This window comes from Nocardiopsis sp. iso_25, assembly GCF_056173305.1.
In genome coordinates this window covers 6,633,741-6,647,257 of sequence record NZ_CM149667.1, presented here as the reverse complement: position 1 = coordinate 6,647,257, position 13,517 = coordinate 6,633,741, and the positions used below count along the sequence as shown (strand labels likewise).

At 73.6% G+C, this 13,517-nt stretch carries 16 protein-coding genes; 5 read left to right on the top strand and 11 right to left on the bottom strand.

Features of this window, described 5'->3' with window-relative positions; translation table 11 throughout:
- Positions 1 to 181: 181 nt before the first annotated feature.
- The 9 genes from AC0VX6_RS28330 to AC0VX6_RS28290 form a co-directional block, all read right to left on the bottom strand.
- Positions 182 to 1,183, bottom strand: a complete 1,002-nt coding sequence (locus AC0VX6_RS28330; RefSeq protein WP_274975522.1) for an ABC transporter ATP-binding protein — start codon at positions 1,181 to 1,183, stop codon at positions 182 to 184.
- Between the two features lie 2 nt (positions 1,184 to 1,185).
- A complete protein-coding gene (locus AC0VX6_RS28325; protein ID WP_475466965.1) occupies positions 1,186 to 2,022 on the bottom strand; it encodes an ABC transporter permease in 837 nt (278 codons plus the stop codon).
- A complete protein-coding gene (locus tag AC0VX6_RS28320; protein WP_475466964.1) occupies positions 2,015 to 2,815 on the bottom strand; it encodes an ABC transporter permease in 801 nt (266 codons plus the stop codon). Before AC0VX6_RS28320 ends, AC0VX6_RS28325 begins: the two co-directional genes overlap by 8 nt.
- 487 nt (positions 2,816 to 3,302) lie before the next feature.
- Complete coding sequence (locus AC0VX6_RS28315; protein WP_274975519.1) at positions 3,303 to 4,127, bottom strand: hypothetical protein; 825 nt, start codon at positions 4,125 to 4,127, stop codon at positions 3,303 to 3,305.
- 2 nt (positions 4,128 to 4,129) lie between these two features.
- Positions 4,130 to 4,768 (bottom strand): DUF6286 domain-containing protein, encoded by a 639-nt coding sequence (locus AC0VX6_RS28310; protein WP_475466962.1) that lies wholly within the window; start codon positions 4,766 to 4,768, stop codon positions 4,130 to 4,132.
- Between the two features lie 19 nt (positions 4,769 to 4,787).
- Entirely contained in the window at positions 4,788 to 5,270 is a 483-nt protein-coding gene (locus AC0VX6_RS28305) for an Asp23/Gls24 family envelope stress response protein (protein WP_274975517.1), read from the bottom strand.
- Positions 5,267 to 5,452 carry a hypothetical protein gene (locus AC0VX6_RS28300; RefSeq protein ID WP_019609456.1) on the bottom strand — a complete coding sequence of 62 codons (186 nt, stop codon included), beginning with the start codon at positions 5,450 to 5,452 and terminating at the stop codon, positions 5,267 to 5,269. Before AC0VX6_RS28300 ends, AC0VX6_RS28305 begins: the two co-directional genes overlap by 4 nt.
- Before the next feature lie 54 nt (positions 5,453 to 5,506).
- Entirely contained in the window at positions 5,507 to 6,010 is a 504-nt protein-coding gene (locus AC0VX6_RS28295; RefSeq protein WP_475466961.1) for an Asp23/Gls24 family envelope stress response protein, read from the bottom strand.
- Between the two features lie 173 nt (positions 6,011 to 6,183).
- Positions 6,184 to 6,375, bottom strand: a complete 192-nt coding sequence (locus AC0VX6_RS28290) for a hypothetical protein (RefSeq protein WP_274975515.1) — start codon at positions 6,373 to 6,375, stop codon at positions 6,184 to 6,186.
- A gap of 209 nt (positions 6,376 to 6,584) precedes the next feature.
- Between AC0VX6_RS28290 and AC0VX6_RS28285 the strand changes: the two genes are divergently transcribed.
- Together AC0VX6_RS28285 and AC0VX6_RS28280 are read left to right on the top strand one after the other, a co-directional pair.
- A complete protein-coding gene (locus AC0VX6_RS28285; protein WP_212644222.1) occupies positions 6,585 to 7,133 on the top strand; it encodes an RNA polymerase sigma factor in 549 nt (182 codons plus the stop codon).
- The gene (locus tag AC0VX6_RS28280; protein WP_274975514.1) at positions 7,124 to 7,681 is read left to right on the top strand and encodes a hypothetical protein; all 558 of its coding nucleotides are present in this window, start codon (positions 7,124 to 7,126) and stop codon (positions 7,679 to 7,681) included. Before AC0VX6_RS28285 ends, AC0VX6_RS28280 begins: the two co-directional genes overlap by 10 nt.
- A 17-nt stretch (positions 7,682 to 7,698) precedes the next feature.
- On the opposite strand, the gene AC0VX6_RS28275 is transcribed toward AC0VX6_RS28280, so the two are convergent.
- Complete coding sequence (locus AC0VX6_RS28275) at positions 7,699 to 8,115, bottom strand: hypothetical protein (RefSeq protein WP_274975513.1); 417 nt, start codon at positions 8,113 to 8,115, stop codon at positions 7,699 to 7,701.
- A 365-nt stretch (positions 8,116 to 8,480) separates the two neighbouring features.
- On the opposite strand from AC0VX6_RS28275, the gene AC0VX6_RS28270 reads away from it, so the two are divergent.
- Both AC0VX6_RS28270 and AC0VX6_RS28265 read left to right on the top strand, forming a co-directional pair.
- Complete coding sequence (locus AC0VX6_RS28270) at positions 8,481 to 9,455, top strand: ACT domain-containing protein (RefSeq protein ID WP_274975512.1); 975 nt, start codon at positions 8,481 to 8,483, stop codon at positions 9,453 to 9,455.
- 152 nt (positions 9,456 to 9,607) lie between these two features.
- Positions 9,608 to 10,345 carry a L,D-transpeptidase family protein gene (locus AC0VX6_RS28265; protein WP_274975511.1) on the top strand — a complete coding sequence of 246 codons (738 nt, stop codon included), beginning with the start codon at positions 9,608 to 9,610 and terminating at the stop codon, positions 10,343 to 10,345.
- Positions 10,346 to 10,384: 39 nt separating this feature from the next.
- On the opposite strand, the gene AC0VX6_RS28260 is transcribed toward AC0VX6_RS28265, so the two are convergent.
- Positions 10,385 to 11,929, bottom strand: coding sequence for a stealth family protein (locus AC0VX6_RS28260; protein ID WP_475466959.1), 1,545 nt, complete (start codon positions 11,927 to 11,929; stop codon positions 10,385 to 10,387).
- Positions 11,930 to 12,343: 414 nt separating this feature from the next.
- On the opposite strand from AC0VX6_RS28260, the gene AC0VX6_RS28255 reads away from it, so the two are divergent.
- Positions 12,344 to 13,102: a protein phosphatase 2C domain-containing protein gene (locus tag AC0VX6_RS28255; RefSeq protein WP_274975509.1), complete on the top strand. Its 759-nt coding sequence runs from the start codon at positions 12,344 to 12,346 to the stop codon at positions 13,100 to 13,102.
- The last annotated feature ends 415 nt before the right edge of the window (positions 13,103 to 13,517 follow it).

Here is a 13,517-nt window from a genome sequence, read left to right as displayed (position 1 = left end):
CGGCCCGGTTCGCCGCGGGGGCCGGAAAACCGCGGCCGGTGAGCGCTTTCCGGCCGCACGGGGGAACGGGCGCACCCGCCCCTGCTTTCGTCCCCTGCACCGGCGCTCTTTCCGACCGCCCGGGGGCCTTGGCGGAGAAGCGGTGCGCGGAGGTGCACCGGCGGCACCTCCGGCCGACCCCTCAGACCCCGCCGACGGCCGTCCCCCGGTACAGCGCGGCCACCACGCCCTCGATGTCGGGCTCGCGCAGGGTCAGGTCGACCACCTCGTGCCGCTGGGCGACGCGGGCGATCACCGCCGCCGGGTTCTCCGACAGCTCCAGCCACTGGCGCGGGCCGTCCACGCGCACGCACCGGCCGCCCTCCACCTCGATGTCCGGGGCGGGCTCGGCCAGGTCCACGACCAGCACGCGCGGTGTGGGCACGCTCGCGCGCAGCCCGTCCAGACCGCCGTCGTAGGCCAGGCTTCCCCGGTCGATGACCACCACCCGCTCGCACAGGCGCTCCACGTCGCCCAGGTCGTGCGTGGTCAGCAGGATGGTCGTGCCCTCCTCGGCGTTGAGCCGCAGCAGGAACTCGCGGATGCTCGACTTGCTGACCACGTCCAGGCCGATGGTCGGCTCGTCCAGCACCAGCAGCCGGGGGCCGTGCAGCAGGGCCGCGGTGAGGTCGCCGCGCATGCGCTGGCCCAGGCTGAGCTGGCGCACGGGGGTGGCCAGGAACGGCCCGAGTTCGAGGAGTTCGGTCATCTCGGCCAGGCGGCGGGCGTGGTCGGCGGCCGGAACGCGGTACATGTGCCGGGTCAGCTCCAGGCTGTCCCGCAGCGGCAGGTCCCACCACAGGGTGGTGCGCTGGCCGAACACCACGCCGATCCGGCTCGCCAGTCTCGTCCGCTGGCGGGAGGGCTCCAGACCGGTCACCCGCAGGCGCCCGGAGGAGGGGGTGAGGATGCCGGTGAGCATCTTCATGGTGCTGCTCTTCCCGGCGCCGTTGGGGCCCAGGTAACCGACGATCTCACCGGGCCGCACGGTGAGGTTCACGTCGCGCACGGCGCTGACGGTGCGCCGCCTGCGCCGCAGGAACTTCCCCTCGGACAGGACGAAGTCGCGGCCCAGGCCGACGGCCTCGATGATCGGTTCTGCGTCGGACGCTTCGGACGTGTCGGACTCGCGGACGGAGGTCATGCTCAGCTCCCGGAGGATCGGTAGTGGCGCAGCCCGAAGCGCCAGCAGGCGGCGGCGACCAGGCACAGGACGGCGGCGACGAGGGGCGTGGCGTGGCGCAGGGTGTCCGGCAGCCCCGTCGGGTCGGGGCGGTCGAGCAGGTACAGGACGGGCTGCCAGGTGACGAAGGCGAGCGGCAGCACGAAGGTCACCGCCCGCACGAGGTCGCGGCCGTAGATGGCCAGCGGGTACTCGGTGAGGGCCTGCCCGCCGTAGGTGACCGAGTTGGCCGCCTCCCGGGCGTCGGCGACGAGGAACTGGAGGCACGCCCCGATGACCCAGACCGCGCAGCAGATCGCGGTCCCCGAGACCGACAGCAGCGGCAGCATCAGCACCTTGCCGGGGGTCCAGTCGATGTCGCACGCGGCCAGGGCGAAGACGGTCACGACCGAACCCGGGACGATCCGGCCCAGGCGGCGCGGCGCGAACCGGTCGGTCGCCATCTGCACCAGCGGCGGCACCGGGCGCACCAGCATCACGTCGAGCGACCCGGTGCGGATGTGCTCCCCCAGCCGCTCGACGTTGCCCAGGATCATGTCGGCCCAGGCGAAGGCGGTCGCGGCCAGCCCGGCGATGAGCAGCCCCTCGGCGAGGTCGAACCCCGCCAGCCGCCCGGCGTGGCCGAACACCACCAGGACGGCGCCGATCTCGGCGAACACCCCGATCGAGGTCGCCAGGGTCATCAGCACCAGCGAGGTCGGGTACTGGGCCAGGGCCCGGCACCAGGTCCAGGCCAGCAGCACGTAGGCGCGCAGCGGCCAGACCACGGACTCGCGGGCGCGGAAGAGCAGGTCAGCCACCCTGGACCACCACCCTGCGGGTCGCGCGGGAGGTGACCCGCGCGCCCAGGCCGAACAGGGCGGCGGCCCACCACGCCTGGAGGGCCAGCCCGCCGAGCACGGTGCCGCCCGGCAGGGTGTCCTTGCCGAGCATGATCTCGGCGGGGATCTGGACCATCGACGCCCACGGCAGCAGCCGCAGGGTGTCGGCCAGCGCCGGGGGGAACAGGGTGAGCGGCAGCAGCATCCCGGCGGCCACCGGGCCGAGCAGCCCGGCCACCGCCCAGACCCCGCTGGAGTCCAGGATCCAGAACCCGGCCAGCTCGTACAGGTAGCGCAGCCCGAACGAGACCAGAGTGGCCAGCACGGCGGACAGCAGGACGGCGGCCCAGCGGAGCGGGTCGCCGGGCAGCACCAGGTCGAAGAGCACCATCCCGACCGCGAACGTCGGCACCCCGCGGAAGACCAGGTTGAACGTGGCCCTGCCCAGGTCCTCGGCCAGCCACCAGCCCTGGAGGGAGACCGGCCGCAGCAGGTCGGTGCCCACGGCGCCCGAGCGCACCCGTTCGCCCAGCTCCAGGGGCGGCCCCATGATGGCGACCATGCCGATCAGGCCCTGGCTGACGAACACCTGGGTGACGGCGTCCCCGGCGTCGTAGCCGTTGATCTCGGGGCGCGCCGCGAACAGGGCGAGCATGACGGTGGCGTTGATCGTGCCGAAGACGGAGTTGGTGAAGATCCCGGCGACCGTGGCCGCGCGGTAGGTGGAGTAGCGGTGCAGCCCTCGGGCGTACACCGCGAAGTAGACGCGCACGGGCGTGGACTCCTGGTGTGTCGAGACGTGCAGGTGGTGAACTACCGGTCTCGACACCGGGGGCCGGGGAGACACGGGGGTCCGGCACGTCCCTGACGCACGGGGCTCAGGTCCGGGTCGCCGCGAGTGGCGAAGATAGCACACGCGGGGCCGCCACAGGTTCCGGTCGCGGCGGAAGCGGGGCGTACGGAACGCGGGTGTGATGACGGGGGCGGGGTCACGCCGGTGTCTCCCCTTGTACCGGCGGACCGCGCCGCCCCCGTCGCCCGCCCGGTCACGCCCCCTCCCCTCTACGGGGACGCACGGACCGGCCGGGGTTCTCGCTCCCCCTCCCCCCGGCGGGGGTGCGGGGCAGGTGGGTCGTCCGCGCCCGCTGCCCCCTCAGCGGGGTGCGCGGGACGGGCGGTGTTCTCGTTCACGTGTGCCCGGTGGGGCGTACGGGGGCCGGGCGGGGTCCCGGCTTCCGTTTCCCCGTGGGGCGCACGTGTCAGGCGAGGTCTCTGCCCCCGCTGCGCCCCGAGGCCGACATGCGCACGACGGTGGGCAGCCGCTCCAGCTCCAGGGACTCGCGCAGGGAGTCGACCCCCTCGTCCCGGCAGGCGTGCCACACCTTCACGGGATCGGCGTCCTCGGTCAGCACCAGGTCGAGCCACAGGCGCGGCTCCCGCGCGGACTCGGTGAACCTCGCCCTGCCGCGCACCACGCGCGGGTGCGCGCTGAGCTGGGCGACCAGGGCGTCCCCTGCTGCGGACGGCGACACCTCGGTCCGCCCCGCCGCCGTGTCCGCGCCCACGAGCAGCCTGCGCGGGCGGTACGCGCGGCCCTGGACCAGGAGCCAGCGCACGGCCAGCACGGTGAGCACCAGCGCGACCGCCGCGGCGGCGTGGGGTGTCCAGGGCCAGGCCAGGACCCGTGCCACCGGTTCGAGGCCGGTCAGCGGGGCGGCGGCGGGGCCGTCGCCGAACAGGCCGCCGCCTACGGCGAGCCCGGCCGCGCCGCCGACCAGGAGCACCAGGCCGGTGAGGAACAGCCCGAGCCGGTTGCCCCGCGCGGTCCTCCTGCTGCGGCGGTGGGGGAAGCCCCGGATCGTGGACCGGGTCGGAGCGTGGTCCCAGGGTGCGTCGGCGTGTGTCGTGCCGGCGCCGGTCGTGTCGGAGGCCGCCGTGCCCCCGTCGGCCGTGCCCGGGGCGGTCCCGCCGGCACCGCTCCCGGCGGTGCCACCCGTGTCCGGGCTGCCCGCGCCCGGGCTGCCTGTACCCGCGTCTCCCGTGCCGGACGGGTCCGGCTCCGGTGCGGATCGCTGTCCGTCCATGCTCACGCCTCCTCCCGCACCCGGACACGGACCCTCGGCGCGCGGACCGGAACGAGTTCCTCCAGCCTCCGGCACACGGCCGCGTCCACGTCCCGCCTCAGCCAGTGGGCGCCGCGTACGTGCGTGCGCGCCCGCACCCGCACCGTGCGGCGGCCCACCCGCACCCGCGCTCCGCGGACGCCGTCCACCCCGCGCGCCGAGACGGCGAGGATGTCGCGCAGCGCCCGCCGGGACAGGCCCACGGCCATGTCCCGGTCGTCGGTGCGCAGGACCAGGTGGCCGCCGTACCCGGGCAGCGACGCCGCGGTCAGCAGCGTCAGGCCCAGGGCGGCGGCGACCCCCGAGGCCAGCATGGTCTCGGGCGCCTCCCACGGGACCGTGGCGGCGCGGGCGGCCATGCCGTCCACCGCGGGGAACGGCGCGGGCGCGCCGACCATGCTCGCGGTGATCACGGCGAGCACCAGCCCGGAGACCGCCGCCACCGAGGCGGCGACCACGACGGCGGGCAGCGACCGCCGGGGCCGGAAGACCCTCACCGCGGTCCGCCGGGCCCCGCGGTCCCCGCGCCGACCCCCGGGCGGGGGGCCGCCCGGGTCCGCGGACACCCGGTGGGTCCGCGCCTCCTCCTGGAGGGAAGTCATCTCCGCTTCCTCCGATGGCTCAGCGCACCCGCGGCGCGGGTACGAGTTCGACGATCTCGATGTCGGTGCTGTGGACGGTCAGCCCGGTGAGGCCCTCCACCGTGGCGGCCACGTGCGCGCGGACCTCCTCGGCGGTGCGGGCGAGCGGGGAGGGGTAGGCGACGGCGATCTCCAGGCGCAGCCCCACGCGGGAGCCGCCCCGGCGCACCTCGGCGCGGGCCCTGCGGCCCTCGCCCACCAGCCCGCCCAGCCGGTCGCCCAGGGGACGGGTGGACCGGTGCTCGGCGGCGGCCGCGCACGCCAGGCGGCGGACCGCCCGGTCGGACACGACCGTGGTGCCGCGCTCCTCGGGCGGCACCCGGGGCGCGTGCCGGTCCGGCTCGGCGCCGGACCGCGCACGCTCCCCGGGTGTTCCGGCGGCCTCCGCCGCCGACCCGGTCCCCGCGGCGTCCTCCCCGGGGGCCGGTCCGCGGCTCCCCGGGAAGGCCTCGGCGGCGCTCACAGGCGACCACCGCGCTCACGGCGCGTGAACAGCTCCGCGAGGTCGACCTCGCCCTCGTAGGCCCTGCCCGCCAGGAAGCCCGCGGCTCCCAGGACCAGGACCAGGAGGAAGGCTCCGAAGCCCCCGAAGGCGGCCGCGAGGCCGAGGACCGCCCCGAAGGCGAGTCCGACGATCGACCACATGGGTCCTCACTCCCTCACGTCGTGTCTGCCGGTGTGCCGCTGTCCGCTCCGCCGTCACCTGACCCTCGGCTCGGCGGTGGAACGGTTCTCCTCCTCGTCCGGCAGGTGGATGTCGTCCACGGTCACGTTGACCTCCGTGACCTCCAGGCCGGTCATCCGCTCCACGCCGGAGATGACGTTGCGCCGCACGACGGCTGCCAGGTCCGGGATCGCGACGCCGTACTCGACGACGAGGTTGATGTCCACCGCGGCCTGGCGCTCGCCGACCTCCACGGCCACGCCGCGCGCCGCGGTGCTGGTGGAGGTGGAGCCGGGGATGCGCTCGCGGACGGCGTCGAAGGCGCGTCCGGCCCCGCCGCCCATGTGGTGGACGCCGCGGACCTCCCGGGCGGCCATCCCGGCGATCTTGGCGACCACGTGGTCGGCGATCGAGGTGCGACCGGTGTCGGTGTTCAGCTCGTGGGAGTGCTGGGCGCGCACGGGGACGTTGCCCGTGCTGCCCGCCTCGCGCAGCTCGGCGGGGGCGAGTTCACTGCTCTGGGCGCTCTTCGCGGCCATGGTCGGTTCTCCTTGTGTTCTCGGGTGTTCGGTCAGGGGTGGAAACGGGCGGCCCGCCTTGGGCGGGCCCGTCCACCGGTCCTTCGTGCGGGGCCGTCGGGGCCGCTCTGAGCTGGACTGTCGGTCTCCCCCGGGCGGCGCCGCCGACTCCTCTTCCGGCGGTGTTGTGGCCTCTATCGCGCTCGGTCGCGCGAGGAGGCCGTGAAACGGGCCGCCGCGTCGACGACCACGTCCCGGCTGTCGGTCCGGGCGTGCTCCGGCGCGGCGTCGGGGGTGCGGGCCAGGGGCGGAGTCCCCGCCAGGACGGCTGCCTCGGCGGCGCGCCTGGCGGCCGTCCTCCTGAGGCTGAACCTGATCTCTCCCATGGCGGTGCTCTCCTCGCTCGCTCGGCGCCACCCCTCGTGGCGCCGTCACAGGGGAGGACACGGGGAAGGGCCGTAGGCTCACGGCCGTTTTCGTGTGACCTGTGTCACCCCCAGTGTGGGGGAGGCGCGGGTGCGGGACTGCCGTGTTCGGCGGAAACCTGGGGTAGTTTCTCTGTGCTCGTGTACGGGGAGGGGTGGCCGCAGCGACAATGCACAGGGAAACCGCACTTCCGGAGAGCGTGCTCGTGGAGCGCGCCCAGGACGGGGACGACAGGGCGTTCGAGGACCTCGTCCGTCGGCACCAGGACGTCGTCTACCGGATCGCCCTGCGTGTGCTGCGCGATCCCGCCGACGCCCGGGACGCGGCCCAGGAGGCCCTGATCACCGCGTGGCGCAGGCTTCCCGAGCTCGCCGACCCGCAGAGCTTCCCCGCCTGGCTCAACCGCATCGTGGGACGGCGCGCCCTGAACATGCTGCGGGACCGCAGGCCGGTGGAACCGGTGGAGGACGACGAACGGTTGGAGGCACGGGAACCCGGACCGGCGGGGGAGACGCTCGCGGGCGATCTGCGCGAGGCGCTGTTCGAAGCGCTGTCGGGGTTGCCGCCCCCGCAACGGATCTGCTGGGTTCTGCGCGAAATGGAAGGATTGGGCTATGAAGAGATAGCGGAGATCGTCGACACGACCCCGACCGCTGTGCGTGGACGTATTCACCGCGCGCGTACCCATCTCGTGGAGGCGCTTGAGCCATGGCGGTAGACCCGTCCGACGACCACGACCGACTGCCCTGCGGAACCTCGGTGGACGCACTCCTGAGGGACCTGCTGTCCGGTCGGCTCACCGAGCACGAGTCCTCCTGCCGGCACTGCCTGGCGGAGACCGGTGAGCTGCGCCCGCTCGTCGAAGCGGTGCGCCGGGACGACGAGGAGGAGGTCACCGCTCCTCCCGGGCTGCTCACGGACGTCATGCGCGTGGTGCGCACCGAGCGCCGCTCCGAGGGGACGATCGTCCTGAGCGGCTCCGGCCCCGGCGGTACCGAGGTCCGGGAGTCGGCCGTGGCGGCCATGCTCCGGACCTCCGTCGAGTCCGTCCCGGGGGTCGTGGTCGGCCGCTGCCGCGTCGAGCAGACCCGCGAGGGCCTCTCCGTCCGGGCCACGGCGCGTGTCGCCGTCGGCTTCCCCATTCCGGACGCCGCCGACGCCGCCCGGCGCGCCATGCGCTCCCTGGCCGAACAGCGGCTCGGCCTGCCGGTCGCCCGCCTGGACATCGATGTCGTCGACCTGGAGGACCCGGCCCGGGGCAGGTGAGGCCGTGACCGGTGTGCCTACTCCTCCGCTCCGAGGCGGAGGCCGGGCACGCCGTCGGCGGGGCGGACGCCGTCGTCGCACAGCGCCAGCCAGTCACCGCGCGCGGGAACGAGCGCGAGCACGACCACGGTCAGCCCCATGGACATGAGCAGCGCGGACGCGAGCATCGTCTCGGGAGTCGCCCAGAGCTCCTCGTGGCCGTGGGTGTCGAACCAGATCCACGCGTGGTGGTGCAGCGGGCTGCCCGCCAGGGCGGTGGTGATCTCGGCGGTCGCCAGGAGGGCCACCAGGGAGGCGACGGCCTCGGTGACCAGGAGCGGCAGCGGGGACCGGGCGCGCAGTGTGCGCACCGGCGCCTCGGAGGCGCTCGTCGTTCGCGGGTGCGGATGGCGGGCCCTGTTCTGCGGTCCGGTCCTGGTCACGTCGCGGTTCATGTGTTCCGTGTGCTCCATGCGTCTGTGGACGGAAGGCGTCCAACGGGAGGATGTCGTCATGGGGAGGACACACCGGTGCCGTTCCACCTCACGGTAGAAGCGCTGTGCGGCACGGCACATTCCGTGTGCGGGGAGCCGGGACATCCGACGTCCTTGCTGCTCGGGCGGGCTTCCTGAGAGCGTCACGGCCGCGGGAACGCCGGTGCGGCAGCCGTTTCCCGGTGCGGCCGGGAGGCGCCCGCCTCCGGGCGCGTCCGCTGCTGGGACGCGCACCGCACGCGGAAGTGGCCGGAGTCACCCTCCGTTGTTACCGGTCCTTCACGCACGGGCGAACGGGCGCAACGTCGCCCTGGGATCTTCGGTCCATGGACGTTTCCGAAGGACAGCACGGAACCGACGACCACCGCCACGGCTTCTTCGGCCGCGAGGCACTCGACCTGGGCACCCTGCTCCTCGCCGCCGGTGCGGCGCACCTGGTGGTGCTCTCCCTCGGGCACAGCGACGCGGGCGTCCGCGTCCTGATCACCGTGGGACTGCTGCTGCTCGCTGTCTCCGCGGTCCACCGGTGGCGCCGCCACAAGGCCGCGTCCGCTCCCCGGCCGCCCCGGGACACAGGGACGGTGAACGCGCCCGGGGGCGCCGGGACGCCAGGGAACACCGGATCGGCCGATGGCCGCGCACCCTTCCGGAACCACCGCCCGGCCGGACTGGCCGCCGGGGACGGGCCCGGGGCTCCCGCCGGTTCCCCGGCGGGCGGGGAACCGGCGGGAGCCCCGTCCGACGACCTGCTGTGGAGCGTCCGCGCGACGGTCGCGGACGTGCCCGGCGGCCTGGCCGCGCTCACCGCGCGGTTCGCCGCCCTCGGGATCGACATCCGGCTCATGCAGGTGCACCCGTCGGGTGCGGACGCCGTGGACGAGTTCTTCGTCAGCGCTCCCGCGCACGTGGGAGAGGGCGACATGTACACCGCCGTACGGGAGGCGGGCGGACGCGACGCCGCCGTGCGCCGCGCCGACGTCCACGAGCTCAGCGACACCACCAGCCGCACGCTCGCCCTGGTCAGCGCCCTGGTCACCGGGGCGACCACGCTGGAGCGCTCGCTGCTGTCCCTGGCCTCGGCGCGGGCCGTGGAGCACACCGCCGAACCGCCCGCCGGAACGGCCCGCGAGGACCTGTCCGGCACGGTCATGACCCTTCCGGCGCCCGACGGCGGTGTCCTGACCGTCCGCCGGGAGGTCATCCCCTTCACCGCCGTGGAGTTCGCCCGGTGCCGGGCCCTGGCCCACGTCGCCTCGTCCCTGCACGCGCGTTCGCACAGCCCGGACCCCGGAGGGCGCTGAACCCGGTCGGGCGCCGCCCGCCGTCGCGGCGGACGCGCGGCCCGGGAAACCGCCGACGCGTCCGCGCACGCCCGCACGCACACGAGGACGGAAGTTGTCCACAAGTCCCGCGCGGCGGGGAGAACCGCGCGCCGGATGGGTAAGGAGGACGTATGGCAACCCCCCGATTCCTCCCGACACAGCACCCGAAACAGACCCTCCTCCTGGCCGTGGCCGCGGCGTTCGCCCTGCTCCTGGGGGCCGTCGTGGCGGCCCCGGCCGCGCACGCCGCACCGGCCTCGGTCAGCACCGGACCGGAACTGCGCCAGGGCAGCTCCGGTGCCGGGGTGAGCGCCGTCCAGGAGCGCCTCGCCGAACTGGGCTACTGGATCGACGGCGTGGACGGCCAGTTCGGCTTCCACACCGAGCAGGCCGTCGTGGCGCTCCAGAAGGCCGCCGGGATCGCCCGCGACGGCGTGGTGGGCCCGGCCACCCGCGCGGCCCTCGCCGAGGGCGTGCTCCCCGAGGCCCAGAGCACCTCCGGCGACCTGCTGGAGATCGACCTGGACCGGCAACTGCTGCTGGTGGTCTCCGGCGGCGAGGTGGAGCGAGTCCTCAACACCTCCACCGGATCCGGTCAGCCCTACGAGTCCTCGGACGGCACCGAGCGGATCGCCACCACCCCGACCGGCACCTACACCGTCTTCCGCGAGGTCGACGCCTGGGACCCCGGTCCCTACGGCGCGCTCTACAGACCGAAGTACTTCAACGGCGGCATCGCCGTGCACGGGTACCCGGTCGTCCCGGCCCAGCCCGCCTCCCACGGATGCGCCCGGGTGAGCCTGGCCGCGATGGACTGGCTCTGGGAGAGCGGCAACATCGACGTGCACACCACCGTGCTGGTGCGCTGACCCGGGGGCGGTCCGGCCGCGGCCGGACCGCCCCGCCCCTCACCTCTCGAAACTGCTTCTGAAGGGGAAGTAGTCGCCGAGGAACTCCTCGACGTGCCTCTCGGCCGCCTCGTCCGGTTCCGCGGTGTCGTTCACGCAGAAGGTGTCGAAGTCGCGCTGGGCCAGCAGCGCCTTGGTCCGGTGCCGCACCGCGTCCGGGTCGGCCAGGTTGAGGTAGGTGTAGCGCAGCCCGCCCATCACCGCCCTGCCCGTGAACAGCGCGTAGTAGTGGTGCAGGGACGAGGGCACGGAGTGGTCGTCCGGGTGCCGGAACCGCGACGCCGCCGTCCGCGCGAAGATCTCGGGGAACCTCTCCTCCAGTTCCCGGACCACCGACCGGCGCTGCGGGATGGGCGTGTGCTTGAACTTGGACACGGGCACCTTGCCGAAGTGCCTCTCCAGCAGCGCGCCGTTGCGCTTGGCGGCGGCGTCCACGGGCTGGTCCTCCTCGCTGACCTCGCCCAGGCCGAAGCGGTAGGGGGAGGGGTTCAGCTTCACGAGCCCGTTGGGGTGGAAGAAGAGGGAGGGGGGCACGGGCCGGCCGAAGAACACGTCGTCGTTGAGGTACAGGTAGTGCTCGGCCAGGCCCTCGACGCGGTGCAGCTGCGACTCGATGGCGTGCGAGTTGAACACCGGCAGGACCGACGGGTCGGCGAAGACCTCCGTGTGGTCCACCACCCGTACCCGTGGATGGCTCGTGTCCAGCCACGGCGGCGTCTGGCCGTCGGTGACGATGTAGACGTTGCGCACGAAGGGGGCGAACATCTCCAGCGAACGCAGGGAGTAGAGGAGTTCGTGCCGGCTGGTGTAGCGGGAGTCGGAGGCGGAGTCCGGGTTGGCCGGGGCGTTCGTCCCGAGGTGGGCGTCGCGCCTGGCGCGCCAGGCCTCGTCGGCCCCGTCGACCCAGGTGTAGACGGCGTCGATCGGGAAGGTGAGGTCGGTGGCCAGTTCCCAGGTGAAGGCGTCCAGGGTGGGATGGGTCCGGTCGCCGACCCTGACCTCGGCGGACTCCCGGCCCCTGCCGGGGATCACCTCGCTCACCGGGTTGGGCTGCGGGGCGATGAGCGACTTCCGCAGGACGTGTTCGGGCGCCACGACCCGGAGCCGGTCCAGCCTCTCCTCGTGGTCGGGGGAGGCCAGGAACCGCTCGCCCTCCTGCCAGAACTCCACGGTGAAGCCGTGGGCGGGGCCGACGACCGCGGGGCCCCGGCCGCCGACGACGTGCTCCCCGAGCCGGATCACCGGAGCGCGGCGGAGCCGGCGCAGCCGGAAGGGGGACAGGGGCCGGTACCCGGCCGGAGTCCTCACGTACGTGCCGCGGAGGCTGCAGCGGGAGGCGAGGACCGCGAGGACCTCGGCCCTGTCCTCCTCGGACACGGCGACCGAGCGGTGGTACACGCCGTTGGACCGGGAGAGGAAGTAGTCGATCCCCTGTTCACGCAGGAGGTCGGCGAAGCGGTTCGTCCGCCGGGCGACGAAGTCCTCGGTGTCGAAGGGGCCGGACCAGCGCCGTGCGAGCACGGGTTCGCGCCGGTAGGTCGACACGGTGAGTTCCGGGTCCCTCCTGCGGTGCCTCCATGAGACGGGAAGGAAGAGCACCTTCCTGACCGGGACCGGAACCATTCTCCTGAGTATTCGCCTGGCTCTCCGAAAATAGTAGGGAGTATTCCACATGGGGTGATCCATCCCGTTGTCATCTTCTGGTTCCTGTTCTGGTCCTTGCGGGTGCGGGTCCCCGCTTTCGTCGCGGGGGGTGCTTCTCCTGCTCGTGTCCTTGCCGGAGTCGGGCCGTGCGATGTCGGCCGTCTCCGGAAAAGTACTGAATCGTTCATCTACCCGAAAGCCGTGCTTTCCATGGGTGTAATTTTCCGGGGTAGGTAGTGCGTGGCCATCGTGCCTCCGGGGCGGGGCCGCGGTGCCCACGACAGACGTGCCGTCCGTGAACGGGAGATCCCGGAAATGCCCTTCCGCGTCGCCACGGAGCCGGGTGCACCCGGCAGGCCCAACGAGGACTTCGCCGCGGCGACCGCGACCAGCGCGGTCCTTTTGGACGGGGCGAGCGCGCCCCGGGACCTGGAGACGGGCTGCTCCCACGGGGTGGCCTGGTACACCCGGCGGCTCGGCGCGCTGCTGCTGGCCGGGGCCGACGCGGGGCTCCCGCTGCGCGAGGCCCTCGCCGAGGCGATCGCGACGGCCTCCGCCCTGCACGCGCACACCTGCGACCTGGGCAACCAGGAGAGCCCCTCCGCCACGGTCGTGGTGGTCCGGGTCGGCCCCGACGCGTTGGAGTACCTGGTGCTGTCCGACTCCGTGCTGCTGGTGGAGGGCGTGGACGGGGTGCACGTGCTCACCGACACCCGCCTGGACGACCTCAGGGCCGACCTGGCCCGCCGGGGGAGCCGCTGGGACGCCATCCGCGCGTACCGCAACGTTCCCGGGGGTTTCTGGACGGCGGGAGCCCACCCGCGGGCGGCCGGGGAGGCGCTGACCGGAACCCTGCCCCTCGGGCGCTTCACCGCCATGACCGACGGGGCGAGCCGGGTGGTGGACCTCTTCGGGGACCTGGATTGGGACCAGGCGTTCTCCCTGGTTTCGGACCGGGGACCGCGCGCCCTGCTGGGCCGGGTGCGCGAACTGGAGGCCGCCGACCCCGAACGGCTCCGTCATCCGCGCGGCAAGGGGAGCGACGACGCCACCGTGCTGGAGTGGACACCGTGACCCTAGTTATGGTCACGCTCAAAACTCATATTCGGACAAACTAATCTGGTGGGCCCGGGAGCCCGCCCCCTGACGTCCCAGGTGGTCGCGTTTCGGGCACTACCGCCATGGGGGACGTTTTGCCCGGTGCTCCAGATGACCTTTGTTGTCCTTTGCGGTAAAAGCACACAACAGTGGGATCGACGGCGGCGACGTCACACACGGGGGAGACCAACGCCTCTCCGAAACCGTGCCGCCAGGCGCTTTCGCGTTCCGTGTTCATCCGGTAGGTTTCTCCGTAACCGAAGCGCCGGAGTTCTCCCCACAACAGCTGGTATCCGGCCTTCGTCGTTCTCTCCATCCCTCCGCTCGCGTGCGCGCCGAACAGGCGCGGCGCGTACGAGAGAACCCTCCCATGGCGTCGATTTCGACCGGT

What these genes read in the sequence shown, in the direction of transcription:
- AC0VX6_RS28330 (WP_274975522.1), bottom strand. Translation starts at nt 1,183, where the DNA reads ATGACCTCCGTCCGCGAGTCCGACACGTCCGAAGCGTCCGACGCAGAA.
- AC0VX6_RS28315 (WP_274975519.1), bottom strand. Translation starts at nt 4,127, where the DNA reads ATGGACGGACAGCGATCCGCACCGGAGCCGGACCCGTCCGGCACGGGA.
- AC0VX6_RS28310 (WP_475466962.1), bottom strand. Translation starts at nt 4,768, where the DNA reads ATGACTTCCCTCCAGGAGGAGGCGCGGACCCACCGGGTGTCCGCGGAC.
- AC0VX6_RS28300 (WP_019609456.1), bottom strand. Translation starts at nt 5,452, where the DNA reads ATGTGGTCGATCGTCGGACTCGCCTTCGGGGCGGTCCTCGGCCTCGCG.
- AC0VX6_RS28295 (WP_475466961.1), bottom strand. Translation starts at nt 6,010, where the DNA reads ATGGCCGCGAAGAGCGCCCAGAGCAGTGAACTCGCCCCCGCCGAGCTG.
- AC0VX6_RS28290 (WP_274975515.1), bottom strand. Translation starts at nt 6,375, where the DNA reads ATGGGAGAGATCAGGTTCAGCCTCAGGAGGACGGCCGCCAGGCGCGCC.
- AC0VX6_RS28285 (WP_212644222.1), top strand. Translation starts at nt 6,585, where the DNA reads ATGCACAGGGAAACCGCACTTCCGGAGAGCGTGCTCGTGGAGCGCGCC.
- AC0VX6_RS28280 (WP_274975514.1), top strand. Translation starts at nt 7,124, where the DNA reads ATGGCGGTAGACCCGTCCGACGACCACGACCGACTGCCCTGCGGAACC.
- AC0VX6_RS28275 (WP_274975513.1), bottom strand. Translation starts at nt 8,115, where the DNA reads ATGAACCGCGACGTGACCAGGACCGGACCGCAGAACAGGGCCCGCCAT.
- AC0VX6_RS28270 (WP_274975512.1), top strand. Translation starts at nt 8,481, where the DNA reads ATGGACGTTTCCGAAGGACAGCACGGAACCGACGACCACCGCCACGGC.
- AC0VX6_RS28265 (WP_274975511.1), top strand. Translation starts at nt 9,608, where the DNA reads ATGGCAACCCCCCGATTCCTCCCGACACAGCACCCGAAACAGACCCTC.
- AC0VX6_RS28255 (WP_274975509.1), top strand. Translation starts at nt 12,344, where the DNA reads ATGCCCTTCCGCGTCGCCACGGAGCCGGGTGCACCCGGCAGGCCCAAC.